This is a genomic window from Paracoccus sp. SCN 68-21 (genome assembly GCF_001724535.1).
In the GTDB taxonomy this organism is placed as follows: Bacteria; Pseudomonadota; Alphaproteobacteria; order Rhodobacterales; family Rhodobacteraceae; genus Paracoccus; species Paracoccus hibiscisoli.
This window is the reverse complement of the sequence record NZ_MEES01000035.1, coordinates 1-21,515: the sequence shown is the minus strand read 5'-3', so window position 1 is coordinate 21,515 and position 21,515 is coordinate 1. Positions and strand designations below refer to the sequence as shown.

The 21,515-nt window shown below is 67.7% G+C and carries 22 protein-coding genes; 12 read left to right on the top strand and 10 right to left on the bottom strand.

Annotated elements, in window-relative coordinates; all coding sequences use genetic code 11:
- Positions 1–211: 211 nt before the first annotated feature.
- The 7 genes from ABS73_RS11235 to purC all read right to left on the bottom strand — a co-directional run bounded on the left by ABS73_RS11235 (position 212) and on the right by purC (position 5,978).
- Positions 212–1,543 carry a glutamine synthetase family protein gene (locus tag ABS73_RS11235; protein WP_277019490.1) on the bottom strand — a complete coding sequence of 444 codons (1,332 nt, stop codon included), beginning with the start codon at positions 1,541–1,543 and terminating at the stop codon, positions 212–214.
- 4 nt (positions 1,544–1,547) lie between these two features.
- On the bottom strand, positions 1,548–2,372 hold the full coding sequence (locus ABS73_RS11230; RefSeq protein ID WP_277019488.1) for an ABC transporter permease: 825 nt from the start codon (positions 2,370–2,372) through the stop codon (positions 1,548–1,550).
- The gene (locus tag ABS73_RS11225; protein WP_136857400.1) at positions 2,369–3,250 is read right to left on the bottom strand and encodes an ABC transporter permease; all 882 of its coding nucleotides are present in this window, start codon (positions 3,248–3,250) and stop codon (positions 2,369–2,371) included. Before ABS73_RS11225 ends, ABS73_RS11230 begins: the two co-directional genes overlap by 4 nt.
- A gap of 50 nt (positions 3,251–3,300) precedes the next feature.
- Positions 3,301–4,035, bottom strand: a complete 735-nt coding sequence (locus ABS73_RS11220) for a transporter substrate-binding domain-containing protein (RefSeq protein WP_277019486.1) — start codon at positions 4,033–4,035, stop codon at positions 3,301–3,303.
- 24 nt (positions 4,036–4,059) lie between these two features.
- The gene (locus tag ABS73_RS11215) at positions 4,060–4,866 is read right to left on the bottom strand and encodes an ABC transporter ATP-binding protein (protein WP_277019485.1); all 807 of its coding nucleotides are present in this window, start codon (positions 4,864–4,866) and stop codon (positions 4,060–4,062) included.
- A 96-nt stretch (positions 4,867–4,962) separates the two neighbouring features.
- Positions 4,963–5,202: a phosphoribosylformylglycinamidine synthase subunit PurS gene (gene purS / locus ABS73_RS11210; protein ID WP_136857403.1), complete on the bottom strand. Its 240-nt coding sequence runs from the start codon at positions 5,200–5,202 to the stop codon at positions 4,963–4,965.
- 14 nt (positions 5,203–5,216) lie between these two features.
- Entirely contained in the window at positions 5,217–5,978 is a 762-nt protein-coding gene (purC, locus tag ABS73_RS11205; protein ID WP_136857404.1) for a phosphoribosylaminoimidazolesuccinocarboxamide synthase, read from the bottom strand.
- A 131-nt stretch (positions 5,979–6,109) separates the two neighbouring features.
- On the opposite strand from purC, the gene ABS73_RS11200 reads away from it, so the two are divergent.
- Together ABS73_RS11200 and ABS73_RS11195 are read left to right on the top strand one after the other, a co-directional pair.
- Positions 6,110–6,424: a DUF1476 domain-containing protein gene (locus tag ABS73_RS11200; RefSeq protein ID WP_136857405.1), complete on the top strand. Its 315-nt coding sequence runs from the start codon at positions 6,110–6,112 to the stop codon at positions 6,422–6,424.
- Between the two features lie 326 nt (positions 6,425–6,750).
- The gene (locus ABS73_RS11195) at positions 6,751–7,137 is read left to right on the top strand and encodes a hypothetical protein (RefSeq protein ID WP_277019481.1); all 387 of its coding nucleotides are present in this window, start codon (positions 6,751–6,753) and stop codon (positions 7,135–7,137) included.
- A gap of 9 nt (positions 7,138–7,146) precedes the next feature.
- Here the strand turns inward: ABS73_RS11195 and ABS73_RS11190 are convergent, their stop codons facing one another.
- From ABS73_RS11190 to ABS73_RS11180, 3 genes are read right to left on the bottom strand one after another with little or no spacing between them, the layout of a single operon-like run.
- Positions 7,147–8,463 carry an MATE family efflux transporter gene (locus ABS73_RS11190; RefSeq protein WP_277019479.1) on the bottom strand — a complete coding sequence of 439 codons (1,317 nt, stop codon included), beginning with the start codon at positions 8,461–8,463 and terminating at the stop codon, positions 7,147–7,149.
- A complete protein-coding gene (locus ABS73_RS11185) occupies positions 8,460–8,960 on the bottom strand; it encodes a PaaI family thioesterase (protein ID WP_277019477.1) in 501 nt (166 codons plus the stop codon). The genes ABS73_RS11190 and ABS73_RS11185 overlap by 4 nt, the downstream gene beginning before the upstream one ends.
- A gap of 2 nt (positions 8,961–8,962) precedes the next feature.
- The gene (locus tag ABS73_RS11180) at positions 8,963–9,388 is read right to left on the bottom strand and encodes a PaaI family thioesterase (protein ID WP_136857409.1); all 426 of its coding nucleotides are present in this window, start codon (positions 9,386–9,388) and stop codon (positions 8,963–8,965) included.
- 104 nt (positions 9,389–9,492) lie between these two features.
- On the opposite strand from ABS73_RS11180, the gene ABS73_RS11175 reads away from it, so the two are divergent.
- The 10 genes from ABS73_RS11175 (at position 9,493) to ABS73_RS11130 (ending at position 21,483) form a co-directional block, all read left to right on the top strand.
- A complete protein-coding gene (locus ABS73_RS11175) occupies positions 9,493–9,870 on the top strand; it encodes a MerR family transcriptional regulator (RefSeq protein WP_169306313.1) in 378 nt (125 codons plus the stop codon).
- 107 nt (positions 9,871–9,977) lie between these two features.
- Positions 9,978–10,373: a MerR family transcriptional regulator gene (locus ABS73_RS11170; protein ID WP_136857410.1), complete on the top strand. Its 396-nt coding sequence runs from the start codon at positions 9,978–9,980 to the stop codon at positions 10,371–10,373.
- Between the two features lie 4 nt (positions 10,374–10,377).
- Positions 10,378–12,156, top strand: a complete 1,779-nt coding sequence (locus ABS73_RS11165; protein WP_277019474.1) for an acyl-CoA dehydrogenase C-terminal domain-containing protein — start codon at positions 10,378–10,380, stop codon at positions 12,154–12,156.
- A gap of 311 nt (positions 12,157–12,467) precedes the next feature.
- Positions 12,468–13,679 (top strand): acetyl-CoA C-acetyltransferase, encoded by a 1,212-nt coding sequence (locus ABS73_RS11160; protein ID WP_277019472.1) that lies wholly within the window; start codon positions 12,468–12,470, stop codon positions 13,677–13,679.
- Positions 13,680–13,689: 10 nt separating this feature from the next.
- Positions 13,690–15,864 (top strand): 3-hydroxyacyl-CoA dehydrogenase NAD-binding domain-containing protein, encoded by a 2,175-nt coding sequence (locus tag ABS73_RS11155; protein WP_277019470.1) that lies wholly within the window; start codon positions 13,690–13,692, stop codon positions 15,862–15,864.
- Positions 15,865–16,032: 168 nt separating this feature from the next.
- Complete coding sequence (locus ABS73_RS11150; RefSeq protein ID WP_277019468.1) at positions 16,033–17,214, top strand: toxic anion resistance protein; 1,182 nt, start codon at positions 16,033–16,035, stop codon at positions 17,212–17,214.
- Positions 17,214–18,230, top strand: coding sequence for a DUF2927 domain-containing protein (locus tag ABS73_RS11145; protein WP_277019467.1), 1,017 nt, complete (start codon positions 17,214–17,216; stop codon positions 18,228–18,230). Before ABS73_RS11150 ends, ABS73_RS11145 begins: the two co-directional genes overlap by 1 nt.
- Positions 18,231–18,281: 51 nt before the next feature.
- Complete coding sequence (locus ABS73_RS11140; protein WP_277019465.1) at positions 18,282–19,373, top strand: SPFH domain-containing protein; 1,092 nt, start codon at positions 18,282–18,284, stop codon at positions 19,371–19,373.
- A 7-nt stretch (positions 19,374–19,380) separates the two neighbouring features.
- The gene (locus ABS73_RS11135; protein WP_277019464.1) at positions 19,381–20,547 is read left to right on the top strand and encodes a TFIIB-type zinc ribbon-containing protein; all 1,167 of its coding nucleotides are present in this window, start codon (positions 19,381–19,383) and stop codon (positions 20,545–20,547) included.
- 24 nt (positions 20,548–20,571) lie between these two features.
- Positions 20,572–21,483 carry a carbohydrate kinase family protein gene (locus tag ABS73_RS11130; protein ID WP_277019462.1) on the top strand — a complete coding sequence of 304 codons (912 nt, stop codon included), beginning with the start codon at positions 20,572–20,574 and terminating at the stop codon, positions 21,481–21,483.
- Positions 21,484–21,515: the final 32 nt, after the last annotated feature.

Here is a 21,515-nt window from a genome sequence, read left to right as displayed (position 1 = left end):
ATCGCTATGCGTTCGTGCAAAACAGACGCAAGCTTCACAGCATTCATCTCGATTGCAGCCACAGTCATTCAGATCAGATGAACGTCAACAGGCCCTAGATATTTGAGGAGAAAAAATACTCCCGGTTAACGCCTGCGTCGTGGCAGTTTTATGCGTGCCGGAATGGCAGCGAACCCCGCAAAATGGCAGCTTTTCGGTGGTCGCTACATAATCAAACGGTATCCAGATACAGCTCGACGGTCTCCTCATCCGACAGCTCGGCCATGTAGTGCAATTCTTGGCGCTTGGTCATCAGGTAGTTGTCGACCAGATGCGCGGGCAGGATGCGGCGGATCTCGGGGCAGGTGTCAAAGGCCTCGATGGCGGCGCCCCAATCGCCCGGCAGCTGGGCCAAGTTCTTGTCATAGGCGTTGCCCTTGAAAGGCGCGGGGGCCTCCAGCCGGTCCTCCATGCCGTTCAGCGCTGCGCCCAGGATGGCGGCGATGGTCAGATAGGGGTTCACGTCGCCGCCCGCCACGCGATGCTCGATCCGGCGCGCCTTTGGGCCTGACGAGGGGATGCGGATCGCCGCCGTCCGGTTCTCATAGGCCCAACCGATGCCGGTCGGCGCATGGGCATTGGGGACCAGCCGGTCATAGCTGTTCTCGTGCGGGGCGAACAGCAGCGTCGATCCGGGCATGGCGCGCAGGCAACCAGCGACGGCCTGGCGCAGCGCCTCGGTCCCCTCCTCGCCGCCATCGTCGAAGATATTGCGCCCCGACCGGTCCAGGATCGAGAAATGCATGTGCATCCCGTTGCCCGCGAACATCTCGTAGGGTTTGGCCATGAAGCTGGCCGCGAACCCGTAGGAGCGCGCGATTCCCTTGACCAGCATCTTGAACAGCCAGGTGTCGTCGGCGGCCTTCAGCGGATCGGCCTGGTGCATCAGGTTGATCTCGAACTGGCCCGGCCCCGCCTCCGAGATGGCGGTGTCGGCCGGGATGTCCATCGACTCGCACGCCTCGTAGAGTGTGGTGAAGAACTGGTCGAACGCGTCCAGCGCGCGCAGCGACAGAACCTCGCCCCCCGTCCGCCGTTTGCCCGAACGCGGGCTGGGCGGCACGCGCAGCGTCTTGCCGCTGTCGTCGATCAGAAAGAACTCCAGCTCGGTCGCGACGACCGGCACCAGCCCCGCCGCCTGATAGCGTTCGGCCACGCGGGCCAGCGCCTGGCGCGGATCGCCGTCATAGGGGCTGCCGTCGGGGTGGAACATCCACAGGGGCAGCAGGCCGGTCGGCGCGTCCAGCCAGGGCATGGGCAGGAACCCGCGCTCGGTCGGCAGCAACAGCCCGTCAGGGTCGCCGGATTCGAAGACCAGCGGGCTGTCCTCGACATCCTCGCCCCAGATGTCCAGGTTCAGCACGGAATAGGGAAACTTGGTCCCCTCCTCCAGCAGCTTGCCGGCATAGCGGGCGGGGATGCGCTTGCCCCGCGCGACCCCGTTCAGGTCGGCGGCGGCCACGCGGATCGTCTTCACCTCGGGGTGTTCGCGCAGCCATTCCATGGGGTCATCTCATCAGTTGGGGACGGTATCGGATGCGGCTGGCCGCACCAGGAAGATGGCGGTTCAACCGCCGGTTCACCCTGCCGAAAACCCAGATCAAAGCCAAGGTCGCGGCGATGAAATAGGCGGCGGCGATCGGATAGGCCACGAAGGGGTTGAAGGTCCGGTCCGCGAAATAGCTGGCGTAATACAGCGCGTCGCCCTTTTGCTGGAACGCGGGAAAGCCGCTGAAATAGACCAGCGTCGTGGCGTGGAACAGAAAGATCGCCTCGTTCGTGTAGCTGGGCCAGGCCAGGCGCAGCATGGTGGGCCAGATGACCCTACGGAACCGCTTCCACCCGGTCAGGCCATAGGCGTCGGCGGCCTCGACCTCGCCTTTGGGGACGGACATCAGCGCGCCGTGAAAGATCTGCGCGCTATAGGCGGCGGTGTTCAGGATCAGCACGATCAGCGCCCCCGCCCAGGCCCGCGTCAGCCAGCTGGTCTGGACGGTCATGCCCAGGATGTCGATGCCCGCGCGCGGCAGCAGCACCAGCGATTCATAGGCGATGAAGAACTGGATGAACAGCGGGCTGCCGCGAAAGACAAAGATGAAGGCATCCGCGGGCTTGCGCAGCCAGGGGTTCGGGCTGGTCCTGGCCAGGGCCAGCGCGGTCGCCAGCACGAAGCCGAAGGACAGCGCCAGCACCGCGAAATAGAGGTTCCAGATCAGCCCCGATCCGATCAGCGTCGCCTGCTGGCACAGCGTGTAGTCGGCGCGCGGCAGCAGGCGTTCCCCGATGCCGATCGAGCGCAGCCCGTAATCCATGATGGTCTGGACGCAGCTCATGCCGGGGTTTCCTTGCGCAGGGCCTCGCCGCCCATGGTGGCCTGGCCCTTGGACAGGCGGCGGGTCACGCGGTCCAGCACCCGGCCCGAGATCCAGGTCATGCCCAGATAGAACACCAGGATGCCCAGGAAGTAATACAGCCGCCAGTCGGGATGCGGATAGGTGAAGGCGCTGGTCTTGGAGCCGCCCAGCTCTCGCGCCCAATAGACGATATCCTCGACCCCCAGCAGGAACAGCAGCGGCGTGGCCTTGATCAGGATCATCCACAGATTCGACAGGCCCGGCAGGGCATAGGTCCACATCTGCGGGATCAGCACGCGGCGGTTCACCTGGGCGCGCGACATGCCATAGGCCTCGGCCGTCTCCAGCTGGGCGCGGGGCACGGCCTGCATGGCGCCCGACAGCACATTGGCCGCAAAGGCGCCGAAGACGACCGAAAAGGCGATGACCGCCAGAAAGATGCCATAGACGTCATGCACCCAGGGCGCGGCGCTGTTCAGCGGCAACTTGGCCGCGGCGCACACGACGAAATCGTTGCCCTGGCGGACCGGCGCGTCGCTGTCGCACAGGATCTGGTGGCGGACCCATTCGAACCCCTGGTCCAGCGCGATGGGCACGAACAGGAAGAAGATGATGTCGGGCACGCCCCGCACCATCGACGTGTAGATCCCCCCGAACCAGCGCAGCGGCGCGATGCGCGAGCGGCTGGCCATGGCGCCCCCAAAGCCGAACAGCAGCGCGATGGGCGCGGTGATCGCCAGCAGCAGCAGCACCGTCCCGAAGCTGGCATAGAACAGCAGATGCGTGCCCGAGGTGAGGTAACACGACAGCCAGACAAGCCCCTCGAGCGAGGATGGATCGGCGCAATAGGAAAACATGGGATATCCCGAAGGGCCGCCGCAGGACCGGCCTGCGGCGGCGGGTCAGATCATTCGAAGATCAGCGCGTCGTCGCCGAACCACTTGACGATCAGCTCGTTCAAGGTGCCGTCCTCCTTCATCGCGGTGATCTGCGCGTCGAAGGTGGCCAGAAGCTCGATGTCGGACTGGCGCAGGCCCATGCCGATGCCCTCGCCCAGGGCGACCCGGTCCATGCCGTCGACCCAGACCAGCTCTCCGCCCGATTCCGCGACGATGGGGGCCAGGAAATCGCGGTCGGCCAGGATCGCGTCGGCCTCGCCGTTGCGGACGGCAGCGACGGCCTGGTCGGGGTTCGGGAACTCGATCAGCGTGGCGCCGGTCTCGGCGACATAGCCCGCCTGGATGGTGTTGGTCTGAGCGGCCACGACACCGCCCTCGACATCCACGTCACCAGACAGCGCCGCATAGGCCGACGGCGTCGCGGGGGTGTAGGGCTGGGTGAAGGCGATGACCTCCTGGCGTTCCTCGTTGATGTTCATGCCGGCCATGATCGTGTCATAGTTCGACGAGACCAGGTTCGGGATGATCGAATCCCAATCGTTGCGCACCCAGGTGCATTCCAGGCCCGCCCGCTCGCACAGCGCGTTGCCCAGCTCGATCTCAAAGCCGGTGACCTGTCCGGTCGCGTCGTCGATGAAGTTATAGGGGGCATAGGCGCCCTCGGTCCCCATGCGGATGGTCTGGGCCTGGGCCAGGCCCGCGGTCAGCATCAATGCGGCGGCGGCAATCGTCAGCGATTTCATTCGGCGGTCTCTCCTGTTGGTTTCTTATGTCGCCATCGTGGCGGACAGGAAACCGCGCAGACGGTCGGTCTGCGGGTTCCCGAACAGCCGGTCGGGCGGGCCTTCTTCGCAGATCACGCCCTGATGCAGGAACACGACGTGATCGCTGACATCGGCGGCCAGCCGCATGTCATGGGTGACCAGGATCATCGTGCGATGCTCTCCGGCCAGATCCTTGATGACGCGCACGACCTCCTGCTGCAGCTCGGGGTCCAGCGCGCTGGTGGGTTCGTCGAACAGCAGCGCCTTGGGCTGCATGCACAACGCGCGGGCGATGGCCGCGCGCTGCTGCTGGCCGCCCGACAGCTGGGCGGGCCAGGCATCGGCTTTGTCGCCGATACCGACCTTGGCCAGCAGGGCACGGGCGCGGGTCTCGACCAGGGCGCGATCCTCGCCCAGGACGGTGACCGGGGCCTCCATCACGTTCTGCAGGATGGTCATGTGGGCCCACAGGTTGAACTGCTGGAACACCATCGACAGGTTGGTGCGCATCCGCGTGACCTGGGCGCGGTCGGCGGGCTGGCGGGCCTGGCCCTGCCCCTTCCAGCGGACCGGTTCGCCCTCGAACAGGATGTCGCCCGCCTGACTGTTCTCCAGCAGGTTGCAGCAGCGCAGCAGCGTCGATTTCCCCGACCCGGACGATCCGATCAGGCTGATCACATGGCCGCGCGGCGCGGTCATGGACACGCCTTTCAGCACCTCCAGCGGGCCATAGGACTTGTGCAGGCCCCTGATCTGGATGACCGGGGCGGCGTCAGAGGCGGGGTCGGTCGGGGAAGGGGTCTGGGTCATCATCCGCGCATTCGGCGTCAAACGGGCCCGTTTTGCAACGGGGTCAAGGGGGCAACCTGCCGATAAGGGCAGGTTTCCGCAGCGTCAGCCAACGCTTCAGGCAATCTCGATCGAGTATTTCTCGATCACGGTATTGGCCAGCAGGCCCTTGCACATGGCCTCGACCTCGGCGCGGGCGGCGTCCGCGTCGGTGGCGGTCAGGTCCAGCTCGATCAGCTTGCCCTGGCGGACGCCGGTGACGTCCTTGTGGCCCAGGCCGCCCAAGGCGTGGCGGATCGCCTCTCCCTGGGGGTCAAGGACGCCGTCCTTCAGCATGATGGTGACTCGTGCCTTCATGGCGGCGTTCCTTCTCAGTTGATCGCGGTCGGTTTCAGGCTGGTGGTGTTCGCAGGCATCAGGCCCAGCCTGCGCGCCACCTCGGTATAGGCGTCGGTCAGGTTGCCCAGGTCGCGGCGGAACACGTCCTTGTCCAGCTTCTGCCCGGTCTTGACGTCCCACAGGCGGCAGCTGTCGGGGCTGATCTCGTCGGCGACGATCAGGCGCATGAAATCGTTATCCCAGACGCGGCCGATCTCGATCTTGAAATCGATCAGCTTGATGCCCGCACCATAGAACACGCCCGACAGGAAGTCGTTGACGCGCAGCGCCAGCGACACGATATCGTCCAGATCCTGCTGGCTGGCCCAGCCAAAGGCGATGACATATTCCTCCGATACCATCGGGTCGCCCAGCTCGTCATTCTTGTAGCTGTATTCGACGATGGGGCGCGGCAGCAGCGTGCCCTCCTCCAGGCCCAGACGCTTGGACAGCGAGCCTGCCGCGAAATTGCGCACGATCACTTCCAGCGGGATGATCTCGACCTGGCGGATCAGCTGTTCGCGCATGTTGATGCGGCGGATGAAGTGGTTCGGCACGCCGATGTTCGTCAGCCCGTTCATGAAGAACTCGGACAGGCGGTTGTTCAACACGCCCTTGCCTTCGATGGTGGCGCGTTTCTGCGCGTTGAAGGCGGTCGCGTCATCCTTGAAATACTGGATCAGCGTGCCGGGTTCCGTGCCCTCATAGAGGATCTTGGCCTTGCCTTCGTAAACTTTCTTGCGCCGCGGTGCCATGGGCCCACCGTCCTTTCGCATGTCCCTGAAGATGCCGCTTAGCCCGGATTGCCCATCAAGGGCAAGACGAGCCTTGCGACAAGCCCCCCCGATAGGCATATCTTGACGCAGAAGACAGACAGGAGTGTCCCATGTCCACGTTCAACGACCGCGAACGCGCCTATGAATCCAAGTTCGCCCATGATGCCGACCTGCGCTTCAAGGCCGAGGCGCGCCGCAACCGCCTGCTGGGCGAATGGGCGGCCGAGCAGCTGGGCAAGAGCGGCGACGACGCGCGCACCTATGCCATGAGCGTGGTCAGCGCCGATTTCGAGGAGCCGGGCGAGGAGGACGTGTTCCGCAAGGTCGAGGCCGATCTGGCCGGCCGCGCCGAGGCCGCCACGATCCGCGCCAAGATGGCCGAGCTGATGACCGAGGCCATGCGCCAGGTCGCCGACGAGAGCTGAGCCGCAGGGCAGAGGCGACGGGACGGGGGGCGGCGACGGCCCCCCTTTTTCATGCGCAACAGGCGGCCTGTGACCGGGGGACGCGGTCGGGCGGCGGAGGGCCTGATTTTGCAGGGTTTCGGCCCGCACCGGGCGTGCACAGGGGCTGCACCGCGCGTGCACAAGGCGTACACCGCTTGCGCGCCCCCGGTTAAGGTCCCGTTAACGGACACGCAGGCGGAAAGACGCGACCTCAGCAACTGGTGATCGGGGCGGGGGATACGCGGGGCCGGTCTCGGCGTTATCACCCCCTCACGGTTCCGACCGGACAGTCACGGAGACGATCCATGTCGCTTTATCGCACGTTCACCGCCGCGGCCCTGATGGCCGTCACCGGATCGGCCATGCCTGCGCTGGCCGATCCTGGCCGGGGCAATGGCAACCACCGGGGCGGTCCCCCGCATGCCCAGGGTTGCCCTCCGGGTCTGGCCAAGAAATCGCCTGCCTGCGTCCCCCCCGGACAGGCCCGCCAGATCGAGCGGCGGTATGGCCGCGATATGGGTCAGGTCCTGCGCGTCGGGGATTACGCGCTGATCCGCGACCCGCGCCGGTTCGAGCTGCAGCAGCGCGACGGCTGGCGCTATTACCGCGATGGCGACCGCGCCTATCGCGTCGATGCCCAGACGCAGCAAATCCTGGCGATCATCAATCTGGCCCGCGCGCTGATCAATTGAGGGTGGGGGTCAATTGACCGCCGCCGGACCCCGCGCCGCCGCCTCGGCGCGGGGATAGAGGCGCAGCATGGTCGCGGCCCGCGCCAGGTTCAGCGCCATCAGCGCCGCCCACAACCCGTGATTGCCCCAGACCTGCGGCAGGATCAGCACGCCCACGGCGAACACCGCGACGGATTGGATCATCGCCACGCGCATCTCTCGGGTCAGGGTGGCACCGATGAAGATGCCGTCCAGCATCCAGCCCGCCACCCCAACCAGCGGCGCCAGCGCCAGCCAGGGCAGATAGAGCCGCGCCTCGGCCCGGACCTGCGGGTCGGTGGTCAGCATGTCAATGATCGCGCCCCCGCCCAGCAGGAAGGCCAGCCCCAGCACCGCCGCGCCCCCCAGGCCCCAGCCCGAGGTCATCAGGCTGGCTCGGCGCAGCCGGTCGGGACGGCGCGCGCCCACCGCCTGGCCCACCAGGCTTTCGGCGGCAAAGGCGAACCCGTCCAGCGCATAGGCGGTCAGCGCCAGGAATTGCAGCAGCACCTGGTTCGCGGCCAGGGGCACGTCGCCCTGCCCCGCCCCCAGGAACAGAAAGCTGGTCATGCAGCCCTGCAGCAGAACCGAGCGGATCATGATGTCGCCATTGACCCGCGCCAGCCGCGCCAGCCGGTCGCGCGCCCACAGCCCCCGCGCCACCAGCGCCCGGCGCAGCACCGGCGCGGCTAGCCACAACCCCAGGCCAAGGCCCAGCGCCTCGGCCGCAAGGGTCGCCCAGGCCACCCCCGCCACGCCCCAGCCCAGACCCAGCGCCAGCGCGATGCTGAGCGCGACGTTCACGCCGTTCTGGACCAGCTGCAGCGCCAAGACCGCGCGGGTGCGCTCCACCGCGATCAGCCAGCCGGTGATCGCATAGAGGCCGATGGTCGCGGGCGCCCCCCAGATGCGGATCGCCAGATAGTCGCGGGCCAGCGCCTCGACCGCGTCGGATGCCGGCGCCAGCCGAAAGGCCGCCCCCGCGATCACCCCCTGCAGCGCGATGAAGGCCAGCCCCGCCGCCCCGGCAATGGCCAGCGCGCGCAGCAGGTGCGCGCCGACCTCGGGCGCGTCGCCCGCGCCATGCGCCTGCGCCACCAGCCCGGACGTGCCCATGCGCAAAAACCCGAACACCCAATAGACCGAGGTCAGGATGACCGCGCCGATGCCCACCGCGCCGATGGGTTCCGGCCCGCCCAGCCGCCCGACCACCGCCGTGTCGACCAGCCCCAGCAGGGGCACCGTCAGGTTCGACAGCACGATGGGCAGGGCGATGTTCAGCACCCGCCCATGCGTCAGGGCTGTCACGGCTGGGGCATCAGGAAATGTCCGGTGGCCTGGGCGATCAGGCGGGCGCGGTTGTCCTGCCAGGCCTCGACATGCACGCTGGCATAGCGCCGCCCCGAACGGACCACGCGGGCCCGGGCATAGGCGTCGCGCGGCAGGCCCGACCGCAGGTAATCGACGGTGAAGTCGATGGTCTTGGGCAGGCGCGGCAGGCTGTCGGGGACGGCCGCGTCGGGGGCGATGCGGCCCGATTCCAGATCCTCCCACATGGCGGCCCAGGACAGCTCGATAATGGCCGTGACCTCCAGGAAGGCCGCCGTGACGCCGCCATGGATCGCGGGCAGCATCGGGTTGCCGATCAGCTTGTCGTCATAGGGCAGGATGGCCGTCAGCTCATCCCCGCGCCGGTCGAAGCGGATGCCCAGCCAGGTCATGTAGGGCACGCCCGAGACCAGCGCGTTCAGCGCGCTGTCGCGGCGCGACTTGATCTGGTGCAGCGGTTCGTTGCGGTCGGCCATGATCACCGCTCCGCCGTGAAGGCGCCGGTGGCGGAGGCCACGGGGTTGTCGGGGTCGTCATCCAGCGCGGTGGCGCGCAGGAACGCCACGCTGCGGGTCATGTGATAGCATTCGGCCCGCGCGGTGATGCGCTGTCCGGGGGTGGCCGCGCGCATGTAGTCGATGCGCAGATCGATCGTCGCGGTCGAACGCGGGTTCGTCGGATGCGCCATCACCGCCGCCCCGCAGCAGGTGTCCATCAGCGCCGAGACCACGCCCCCGTGGATCACCCCCGTGCGCGGATCGCCGACAAGGTGGTCGGCCCAGGGCATGCTGATGACCGCGCGGCCCTGCCCGATCTCATCGACGCGCATGCCCAGGGCGCGCGCATGGGGGATCGCCTCGATGAATTGCTGGGCGATGCGGGCATGGTCGGCGGGGTCGGTCATGGGTCGGTCCTGATGGGGCGCGGGGCGCGCGCGCGCGATTCGGTTGAGAAAGGATGCAGCCGTGCTTAAGTTGACGCCAAGGGAAATCGTCGAGGAGGTGGCCGGTGACCGAGGACCGCATCAGTTTCAAGGACATGTGCACGCGCTTTGACGTGACGCCGCGCACCTTGCGATACTATGAATATATCGAGCTGCTGGCCCCCCGCAAGGAAGGCCGCGCCCGCTTCTACGGCCCGCGCGAGGTGGCGCGGATGACGCTGATCCTGCGGGGCCGCCGGTTCGGGTTCTCTCTGGAGGAGATCCGCCAGTGGCTGCAGATCTATGACAAGCAGGGCTCGCGCGAGCAGTATCAGGTCTGGATCGACATGGCCGACCGCCAGCTGGCCGTGCTGGACCAGCAGATGGCCGACCTGCAGGCCGCCCGCGCCGATCTGGACCAGCTGCGCCGCACCACCGTGGACGAGCTGGCGCGGATGGGCTGACGCGGCGGAAGCCCCCGCCGTGACGCGGCGTCTTGCTTACGTTCGCGTCAACTTGGGGCTAGGGTGAATGCAGGACGGAAAGCCGGTTTGAGGAGGAGCCGCCCCGAATGTCCGACGATCTGATGACCATCCGCCAGATGTGCGACACCTATGAGGTGACGCCCCGCACCCTGCGGTTCTATGAGGCGCGAGAGCTGATCTTTCCCCAGCGACGCGGCCAGCACCGGCTGTACGACCGGCGCGACCGCGCGCGGCTGATCCTGATCCTGCGCGGCAAGCGCTTTGGGTTCAGCCTGGAGCAGATCCGCCAGCTGCTGGAGCTGTACGAGCCCGGCGGCACGAACCGCGCGCAGATCGCCGCGACCATCAACGTCGGGCGCGACCGCCTGGCCGACATGGAGCGGCAATATGCCGAACTGAGCGAGGCGATCGCCGATCTCAGGACCCAGATCTCGGAGGCCCAGAGCCGCCTGTCCGCTACCCCCGAACAGCCCAGAGGATGACGCCATGCCGACGTATACGCCCCCGATCCGCGACCTGCAGTTCGTGCTGCACGATGTGCTGAAGCTGTCGCAATCCGACCTGCCCGGCCATGACGAGCTGGCCCCCGACTTCACCGAGGCCGTGCTGGAGGCCGCGGGCAAGCTGTCCGCCGAGGTCCTGGCGCCCCTGAACCTGTCCGGCGACCACGAGGGGTGCGTGCTGGAGAACGGCGTCGTGCGCACCCCCAAGGGCTTCCGCGCCGCCTTTGACCAGGTCAAGGAGGGCGGCTGGACCGCGCTGGATTGCGACCCCGAATATGGCGGTCAGGGCATGCCCTATACGATGGGCGTGGCCACCGGAGAGATGTTCGTGTCGGCCAACATGGCCTTCAACATGTATCAGGGCCTGACCCACGGCGCCTATTCCGCCATCCACGCCCATGGCACCGACGAACAGAAGCGGACCTGGCTGCCCAAGATGGTCAGCTGCGACTGGACCGGCACGATGAACCTGACGGAACCGCATTGCGGCACCGACCTGGGCCTGCTGCGCACCAAGGCCGAACCCCAGGATGACGGCAGCTATTTGATCACGGGCCAGAAGATCTTCATCTCGGCCGGCGATCACGACATGGCCGAGAACGTCGTCCACCTGGTGCTGGCCAAGGCGCCCGGCGGCGGCGAGGGCACCAAGGGCATCAGCCTGTTCATCGTGCCGAAGTTCCTGGTGAATGCCGACGGCTCTCTGGGCGATCGCAACGGCGTGTCCGTGGGCGCGCTGGAGCACAAGATGGGCATCCACGCCAATGCCACCTGCGTGATGAACTATGACGGTGCGAAGGGCTGGCTGCTGGGCGACCTGCACAAGGGCATGCGCGCCATGTTCACCATGATGAACGAGGCGCGTCTGGGCGTGGGCCTGCAGGGCTATGCCGCGGCCGTGCCCGCCTATCAGAACGCGCTGGCCTATGCCAAGGACCGCCTGCAGGGCCGGGCCGTCACCGGCGTGCAGAACCCGTCCGGCCCCGCCGATCCGCTGATCGTGCATCCCGACATCCGCCGCAGCCTGCTGGACCAGAAGAGCTTCATCGAGGGCGCCCGTGCCCTGGCGCTGTGGGGCGCGCATCTGATCGACCGCGGCCACTTGGCCGGCGACAAGGATGCCGAGGGTCTGGTGTCGCTGATGACCCCGGTCATCAAGGGCTTCCTGACCGACAAGGGCTTCGAGGCGACGGTGCTGGCGCAACAGGTCCTGGGCGGCCACGGCTATGTCGAGGAATGGGGCATGAGCCAGTTCGTCCGCGACGCCCGCATCACCATGATCTACGAGGGCGCGAACGGCGTGCAGGCGCTGGACCTGGTCGGTCGCAAGCTGGCGCAGGACGGTGGCAAGCACGTCATGGCGTTCTTCGACATGGTCAAGACCTTCTGCAAGGAGCAGTCCGGCAACGAGGCGCTGGCCGCCGACTTCATCGAACCGCTCAAGGCCGCATCCAAGGACCTGCAGGCGGCGTCCATGTTCTTTATGGAGCGCGGTATGAATAACCCCAATGACGCCTTGTCCGGCAGCTACGACTTCATGCACCTGTTCGGTCACGTGACCCTGGGCTTCATGTGGGCGCGCATGGCGGTCGCCGCCCGCGCGGCCCTGGACGAGGGCACCGGCGATCAGGTGTTCTACAAGACCAAGCTGGTCACCGGGCGCTACTACATGAAGCGGCAGCTGCCGATGACCGCCACACACCTGGCCCGCATCCAGTCCGGCGCCGCCACCGTGATGGAACTGGAAGCAGAGGCGTTCTGAGCCGCCCTGCCACGCCCGCGCGACCGTCGCGCGGGCCGAGATCCCGGATGCCTCCGGCGGGGATATTTGAGTGAAGAAGAAGCATCCCCGGCCCGCGCGTGGCCATCGGCCGCAGGCGCGGGCTAGGGACTTCTCCTTCAGCGGTCATCGGCTTCCCAGCCTGTACCGCACCTGCCAGCTTCGGGCCGAATCGTTGAGAAAGGGTTAACCCGCCCCTTCTTCTTCATGAAAATATCCCGCGGGGGGTCCGGGGGGCGCGAAGCCCCCCGGCCGTTTCGGCCCGGTGCCGTCCGGGCGATCTAGGAGGAACCATGACCGACGCATTCATCTATGACGCAGCCCGCACACCGCGTGGCAAGGGCCGCACCGACGGCAGCCTGCACGAGGTCACCTCGCTGGCGCTGTCCGCCCGCCTGCTGAACGCCGTCAAGGCGCGCAACCACCTGGAGGGACACGCGGTCGAGGACGTTATCTGGGGCAATGTCACCCAGGTCAAGGAGCAGGGCGGCTGCCTCGCACGAAGCGTCGTGCTGGCCTCCGATCTGGACGAGCGTATTCCGGGCCTGTCGATCAACCGCTTCTGCGCCTCGGGCATGGAGGCCGTGAACCTGGCCGCTAACCAGATCAAGGGCGGCGCTGGTCAGGCCTATATCGCCGGCGGCGTCGAGATGATGGGCCGCGTCGCCATGGGCAGCGACGGTGCCGCCATAGCGGTCGATCCCAGCCTGGCGATGAAGTCTTATTTCGTGCCGCAGGGGATCAGCGCCGACATCATCGCGACCGAATACGGCTTTACCCGCGAGGATGCCGATGCCTTGGCGCTGGAGAGCCAGCGCCGCGCCGCGCAGGCCTGGAAGGAGGGGCGGTTCGACAAGTCCATCGTCCCCGTGCTGGACCAGAACGGCCTGACCATCCTGGACCGCGACGAATACATGCGCCCCGCCACCACCGCTGACGATCTGGCCAAGCTGCGCCCCGCCTTCAAGGAAATGGGCGAGATGATGCCCGGCTTCGACAAGGTCGCGATGCTGAAATACCCGCATCTGACCCATATCGACCACATCCACCATGCCGGGAACAGCAGCGGCATTGTCGACGGCGCGGCGGCCGTGCTGATCGGCAGCAAGGAGTTCGGCGAGGCCTATGGGTTGAAACCCCGCGCCCGCATCCGCGCGACGGCCAAGATCGGCACCGATCCCACGATCATGCTGACCGGCCCCGTCCCGGTGACCGAAAAGATCCTGCGCGACAGCGGCATGTCCATCAGCGACATCGACCTGTTCGAGGTGAACGAGGCGTTCGCCTCGGTCGTGCTGCGCTTCATGCAGGCATTCCAGATCGACCACTCCAAGGTCAACGTCAACGGCGGCTCGATCGCGATGGGGCACCCGTTGGGGGCGACCGGCGCGATCATCATCGGCACCCTGCTGGACGAGCTGGAGCGCCAGGACAAGCAGGTCGGCCTTGCCACCCTGTGCATCGCGTCCGGCATGGGCGCGGCCACCATCATCGAACGCGTCTGAGGAGAGACCCATGACCGATTTCACCATGAAGACCGGCGATGATGGCGTGGCGATCATCACCTGGGACGTGCCGAACAAGTCGATGAACGTGCTGTCCATGGAGGGCGCGGTGGCGCTGGACGGGCTGATCGATCAGGCGCTGGCCGACGATGCCGTCAAGGGCATCGTCATCACCAGTGGCAAGAAGGACTTTGCCGCCGGGATGGACCTGAACGTCATCGCGGGCATGAAGGACCAGGGCGGCGCGCAGGGCGTGTTCGACGGCGTAATGACGCTGCATCACATGCTGCGCAAGATCGAGCGCGCGGGCATGGACCCCAAGACGCTGAAGGGTGGCAAGCCGATCGCGTCCGCCCTGCCCGGCACCGCGCTTGGCATCGGGTTGGAGCTGCCGCTGGCGACGCATCGGATCTTTGCCGCCGACAATCCGAAGGCCAAGATCGGCCTGCCCGAGATCATGGTCGGCATCTTTCCCGGATCGGGCGGCACCACCCGTCTGGCGCGCAAGCTGGGCGCGATGATGGCCGCGCCCTTCCTGCTGGAGGGCAAGCTGTCGGACCCGAAAAAGGCCAAGTCGGCCGGGATCATCGACGAGGTGGTCGAAAACCCGCTGGAGGCCGCGCGGGCCTGGGTGCTGGCGGCCAAGGATGCCGATCTGGTCAAGCCCTGGGACGCCAAGGGCTACAAGATGCCCGGAGGAGAGCCGTTCCATCCGGCGGGCTTCATGACCTTTGTCGGCGCAAGCGCGATGGTGCATGGCAAGACGATGGGCGTCTATCCGGCGGCCAAGGCACTGTTGAGCGCCGTCTATGAGGGCGCGATGGTGCCGTTCGATCAGGCACTGAAGATCGAGGCGCGCTGGTTCACGCAGGTGCTGATGAACCCCTCCAGCACCGCGATGATCCGCAGCCTGTTCATCAACAAGGAGGCGCTGGAAAAGGGCGCGAACCGCCCCGAGGCGCCGGATCAGACCGTGCGCAAGGTCGGCGTCCTGGGCGCGGGCATGATGGGCGCGGGCATCGCCTATGTCAGCGCCATGGCCGGGATCGAGGTCGTTCTGATCGACGCGCAGCAGGCCAGCGCGGACAAGGGCAAGGCCCTGTCCGAGGGGCTGCTAGACAAGGCGATCAGCCGCAAGAAATCGACGCCTGAGAAAAAGGCCGAGGTGCTGGCCCGCATCACCGCCACGACCGATTACGCCGCGCTGGACGGCTGCGACCTGATCGTCGAGGCCGTGTTCGAGGACCCCGCCGTCAAGGCCGAGGTCACGAAGAAGGCCGAAGCCGTGATCCCCGCGGATGCGATCTTTGCCACCAACACCTCGACCCTGCCGATCAGCGATCTGGCGAAAGCCAGCGCGCGGCCTGAGCAGTTCATCGGCATCCACTTCTTCAGCCCGGTGGACAAGATGCTGCTGGTCGAGATCATCAAGGGCAAAGAGACCGGTCCCGTGGCGGTCGCCAAGGCGCTGGATTTCGTGCGCCAGATCCGCAAGACCCCCATCGTCGTGAACGATGAGCGGTTCTTCTATGCCAACCGCTGCATCATCCCCTATATCAACGAGGGGATCCGCATGGTGGCCGAGGGCGTGAACCCCACGCTGGTGGAAAACGCCGCCAAGATGATGGGCATGCCCCTGGGGCCGCTGCAGCTGGTCGATGAGACCTCGATCGACCTGGGCGTCAAGATCGCCAAGGCGACCAAGGCCGCGATGGGCGATGCCTATCCCGATGGCGCGGTCGATAACGTGCTGTTCTGGATGGCGGATCAGGACCGCATGGGACGCAAGGCGAATGCGGGGTTCTATGCCTATGACGACGCCGGCAAGCGGCAGGGCCTGTGGGAGGGTCTGGACGCGCAATATCCGCGCGCGGAGGATCAGCCCGACCTGCACGATGTCCAGCACCGCCTGATGTTCGCGCAGACCCTGGAGGCCGTGCGCGCGCTGGAGGAGGGCGTGCTGGAGGACATCCGCGAGGGTGACGTCGGCGCGATCTTGGGCTGGGGCTTTGCGCCCTGGACCGGGGGGCCGTTCGGCTGGCTGGACATGCTGGGCGCGGCCCGCGCGGTCGAGATCTGCGACCGGCTGACGGCGGCGCATGGCGACCGCTTCAAGGCGCCGCAGATGCTGCGCGACATGGCGACCAAGGGCGACAGCTTCTATGGGCGCCGCGCCGCCGCCTGACACCGTTCCGGATGGGCCGCCCCGCGTGGCCCATCCGCACCACCACTGTGTCCGCCCTGCCATGCAGGAAACTTTCCGCGCACCCCATCGTTGATCGGGCAGGAATTCGCCATATGCTGGCGGCAACGGCCCCGCCCACGGCGGACAGGCTGACAAGGGGACATGATGATGAGTGACGAGACCAAACGCCGGGCCGAGGCCGCACAGGCCCAGATCGACGCCCTGACCCGCACCCCTCTGCCCGAACCCGCCCCCGCGCCGCAGGCCCTGACCGACGCGGACCCCGCCCTGCAGGCCAAGATCCGCAGCCGCATGGCCGAGATCGACCTGAAGGACAGCAACTCGATCCTGCGCTTCGGCACCCGTGCACAGGCCGATCTGCAGCAGATCAGCCAGGCGATGCTGGCCGACGTCAAGACCAAGGAGGTCGGACCGGCGGGCGACAGCTTGCGCGCGGTGGTGACCACGATCCGCGGGTTCTCCACCACCGAGCTGGACATGCGCCGCGACCGCAGCTGGTGGGAAAAGCTGCTGGGCCGGTCGGCGCCCTTCGCCAAGTTCGTCGCGAATTACGAGCAGGTGCAGACCCAGATCGACCGCATCACCGCCGAGCTGGAGGCGCATGAGCAGAAGCTGCTCAAGGATATCAAGTCGCTGGACGTGCTGTATGACCGCACGCTGGATTTCTATGACGAGCTGGCGCTGTATATCGCGGCGGGCACCGAGAAGCTGGCCGAGCTGGACCGCGACACGATCCCCGCCAAGGAGGCCGAGCTGGCCGCGACCCCCGATGCCGACCAGGTGATCGAGGCGCAGGAGTTGCGCGACCTGCGCACGCTGCGCGACGATCTGGAGCGGCGGGTCCACGACCTGAAGCTGACGCGGCAGGTGACGATGCAGTCGCTGCCCTCGATCCGGCTGGTGCAGGAGAACGACAAGTCGCTGGTGACCAAGATCAACTCGACCCTGGTGAACACAGTGCCCCTGTGGGAGACGCAGCTGGCCCAGGCCGTCACCATCCAGCGCAGCGCCGAGGCCGCCCGCGCGGTGCGCGAGGCCAGCGACCTGACCAACGAGCTGCTGACCCGCAATGCCGACAACCTGCGCGCGGCCAACGCCCAGATCCGCACCGAGACCGAGCGGGGCGTGTTCGACATCCAGGCCGTGCAGACGGCCAACGCCCAGCTGATCGCCACTATCGAGGACAGCCTGCGCATCGCCGACGAAGGCCGCACGCGCCGCGCCTCGGCCGAGGAGGAGCTGACCCGGATGGAGGCCGAGCTGCGCGACACGCTGGCGCGGGCCTCGGCCCGTCCGGCGGCGGTCTCCGGACCCGCCGGGGGGCGCTGATGCGGCGCGCGGTCACCGCCCTGGGGCTGGCCCTGCTGCTGGCCGCCTGCGACAGCCCCGCGCCCGGGGACGCGCCGGAGGGGCCCCGCCCCGCCCCGCGCCCCGAGGTCGTGGAGGAGCCCACCGATCCGCAGGCCGAGTTGCGCCGCGCCCGCGCGGAACGCAACCGCGCCGCCAACGAGGCCGCGCGCCAAGCCAGCGCCGCCCCCAGCCCGGCCAGCCAGTCGCAACGCGATCTCTATGCCGCCGCCGAACGGCGCCTGATCGCGCAGGGTCGCCTGCGCCGCGACCGCGTGCCGATGGATGCGCCCATCGATGCCGAGACGCTGGCCCGCAACTTTGTCGCCATCGCGCTGCGCGACGAATACAGCCAGACCAGCGGTGGGCTGGTGGCGCAATCGCGCGCGGCGCCGCTGCGCCGCTGGCGCGCGCCGGTGCGGATGCAGCTGGAATTCGGCGCCTCGACCGACATGGCCGCGCGCCCGGCCTGGCGCGCGGAGGTGGCGGATTTCGCGGGCCAGCTGGCCTCGGTCACGCGCCATCCGGTGTCGCTGACCGCTGAGGGCGGGAATTTCACCATCCTGGTCCTGACCGAGGACGAGCGTCGCGCCATCGGCCCCCGGCTGGCGCAGCTGGTGCCGGGGATCCCGGCGCAGGACGTGGCCATCATGACCGACCTGCCGCCCGCGATCACCTGCGCGGTCTTTGCCTATTCGCAGGGGTCGGCCTCCGATTACGCCCGCGCCGTGGCCGTGATCCGGGCCGAGCTGCCGCCCCTGCTGCGCACCTCCTGCATCCACGAGGAGCTGGCGCAAGGGATGGGTCTGGCCAATGACAGCCCCGCCGCGCGCCCGTCGATCTTCAACGACGATGAGGAATTCGCGCTGCTGACCCGGCACGATGAGCTGCTGCTGCAGATCCTGTACGATCCCCGCCTGCGTCCCGGCATGACCGAGGCCGAGGCCGCCCCCATCGTCCGCCAGATCGCCACCGAGCTGTTGGGCGAGAGCGCTTGATCCACCCCCCGGCCCGCCCCTAGAAAGGGGCGAGGTCAGCGGGAGGCACCTATGTCCATCTTCGACATCCTGGGCGGCGAATTCATCGAGGTCATCGAATGGACGGCCGACAGCCGCGACACGATGGTCTGGCGCTTTGAGACGGTCGGGCGCGCGATCAAGTATGGTGCGAAACTGACCGTCCGCGAGGGTCAGGCGGCGGTCTTTGTCCATGAGGGGCAGCTGGCCGATGTGTTCGCGCCGGGTCTGTATGTGCTGGAGACGAACAACCTGCCGGTGATGACCCGGCTGCAGCATTGGGACCACGGCTTCCGCAGTCCGTTCAAATCCGAGGTCTATTTCGTCAACACGACCCGCTTCAACGACCTGAAATGGGGCACCCGCAACCCGATCATCGCGCGCGACCCGGAATTCGGCCCCGTGCGCCTGCGCGCCTTCGGGACCTATTCGATGCGGGTCAGCGACTCCGCGCGTTTCATGTCCGAGATAGTTGGCACCGACGGCGATTTCACCCGGGACGAGATCACCTATCAGATCCGCAACGTGATCGTGCAGGAATTCTCGCGCGCGATTGCCGCGTCGAACATCCCGGTGCTGGACATGGCGGCCAATACCGACCAGCTGGGCGGGCTGGTCGCCAAGGCCATCGCCCCGGTGATCGAGGCCTATGGCCTGATCCTGCCCGAGTTCTATATCGAGAACATCAGCCTGCCCTCCGAGGTCGAGGCGATGCTGGACAAGCGCACCAGCATGGGAATCATCGGCGATCTGGACCGGTTCGGCCAATATGCCGCGTCCGAGGCGATGCTGTCGGCAGCCCGGAATGAGGGTGGCGCGGGAGCGGGCATGGGCGCCGCGATGGGGGCCGCGATGGGCGCCACCATGCGCGGGCCTTGGGGCGCGGCCCCGCAGGCGGCCCCTCCGCCCTTGCCCGGCGGCGACGGCCCGCGCTGGCATGTGGCCATCGACGGCGCGGCCTCGGGGCCCTTCGCGCAATCCGACCTGCAGCGCCTGGTGGCCGAGGGTCGCCTGACCCGCGCCACGCTGGTCTGGACCGAGGGGCAGGACGGCTGGCAGGAGGCCGGACAGATCGCCGCACTGGCCGCCATCCTGGGTGCCACTCCCCCGCCCCTACCCCGCTGAGGCCCGCATGATCCCGGCCGAGCATCGGTTCCCCTGCGGACAATGCGGGGCCAGCCTGACCTTTCGTCCCGGCCAGCAGCAACTGGTCTGCGACTGGTGCGGCCACAGCCAGACCATCGGCCCCGGCCCCGCCCGCGCGCCGGGACGTCAGGCCGATGACAGCGGCACCGACGCCGCGGTGCAATGGGCTGAGGGGCCGCGCCCCGCGGGCGCCGCGCTGCGCGAGATCCCCCTGGCCGAGGGGCTGGACCTCTATCGCGGGGCGGCGGATATCGTGCAGACCGTCCGCACCCTGTCCTGCCCCAATTGCGGGGCGCAGGTCGATCTGGATGCCGATCACCACGCCAGCGCCTGCCCGTTCTGCGCGACGCCGGTCGTCACCGATACCGGCCCCACGCGGCGCATCCGGCCCCAGGGGGTGATGCCCTTTGCGCTGACCGAGGCAGAGGCCCGCGCGGCCATGACCGATTGGCTGGGCAGTCTGTGGTTCGCGCCATCCGGCCTGACCGCCTATGCGCGCAAGGACCGGCGGCTGACCGGGGTCTATTCGCCCTTCTGGACCTTCGATGCCGACACGACCTCCCGCTATCGCGGCCAGCGGGGCGATGCCTATTATGTCACGGTGCAAAGCACCCAGACCGTGAACGGCAGGTCGCAGACGGTCAGCCGTCAGGAACGCCGCATTCGCTGGACCCCGGTGTCGGGCCAGGTCGCGCGCCAGTTCAACGATGTGCTGATCCCCGCATCCACCGCCCTGCCGCCGCGTTTCTCGGAGGCGATGAAGCCCTGGGACCTGTCGGCGGTGGTGGCCTATGACCCCGGCTTCCTGTCGGGCTTCGAGGCCGAGGGCTATACCGTCGCCCTGGCCGACGGGCACGAGGCCGCGCGTCAGCAGATGGCCCAGATCATCCACCAGGACGCCCGCCGCAGCATCGGCGGCGCCGAGCAGCGCGTCGACCATGTCGACAGCCGCTTTGCCAACGAGACGTTCAAGCATGTGCTGCTGCCGATCTGGTCGGCGGCCTATCGCTATAACGGCAACAGCTATCGCTTTGTCGTCAACGGCCAGACCGGCAAGGTCATGGGAGAGCGTCCGTATTCGGCCTGGAAAATCGCGGGTGCCGTGGCCGTGGCACTGGTAGCGGTAGCAGCCATCCTGTATCTGACGCAGTAGGGCCGAACCAAGGGGGGACCGACCATGATCCTGTGCGCAGGCGAATCGCTGATCGACATGGTGCCGCAGGATGGCACCTTCCGGCCCCTGGCGGGCGGCGCGGTCTATAATACCGCCATCGCGCTTGGGCGGTTGGGCCAGCGGACGGGCTATCTGTGGCCGATCAGCCGCGACCCCTTTGGCGACCAGATCCTGCGTCCGCTGGCCGAAGCCGGGGTAAACACCGACCTGTGCCCGCGCACCGACCGCCTGACCACGCTGGCGCTGGTGACCCTGACCAACGGAGAGGCGCGCTATTCCTTCTATGACGAGGGGTCGGCCGGACGGATGCTGCATGCGGACGATATCGGGCCGCTGCCCGACACGGTGACGGCGCTGTTTGCGGGCGGCATCAGCCTGGTGCCCGACCCCTGCGGCGCCACGATCGAGGGGCTGATCGCGCAGCATCACGAACGGCTGCCGGTGATGATCGACCCGAACATCCGGCCGTTCTTCATCACCGATGCCGGGGCCTATCGCGCGCGTCTGGCGCGGATCCTGCCCCTGGCCGATATCGTCAAGCTGTCGGCGGATGACCTGGAATGGCTCTATCCCGACCTGTCCCCCGAGGACGCCGCCCGTGCAGTCCTGCAGACCGGCCCGCGGCTGGTCCTGCAGACCGGAGGGGAAGCAGGCGCCAAGGCCATCTGGGCCGGAGAGACCGTCCACGCCCCCGCCGTGCGCACCACGGTCGCCGACACGATCGGCGCAGGCGACACGTTCAACGCGGGCGTGCTGGCCTCGCTGGACCGCCAGGGCCTGCTGTCCAAGGCCGCCATCGCGGCGATCACCCCCGACCAGATCCGCGCCACCCTGACGCTTGGCGCGCAGGCGGCGGCGGTCACGGTGTCCCGCCCCGGCGCAAACCCGCCCTGGGCGCACGAAGTGCCCACCTGACGTTCGGGAGGGTCCGGGAGGGGCGAAGCGCC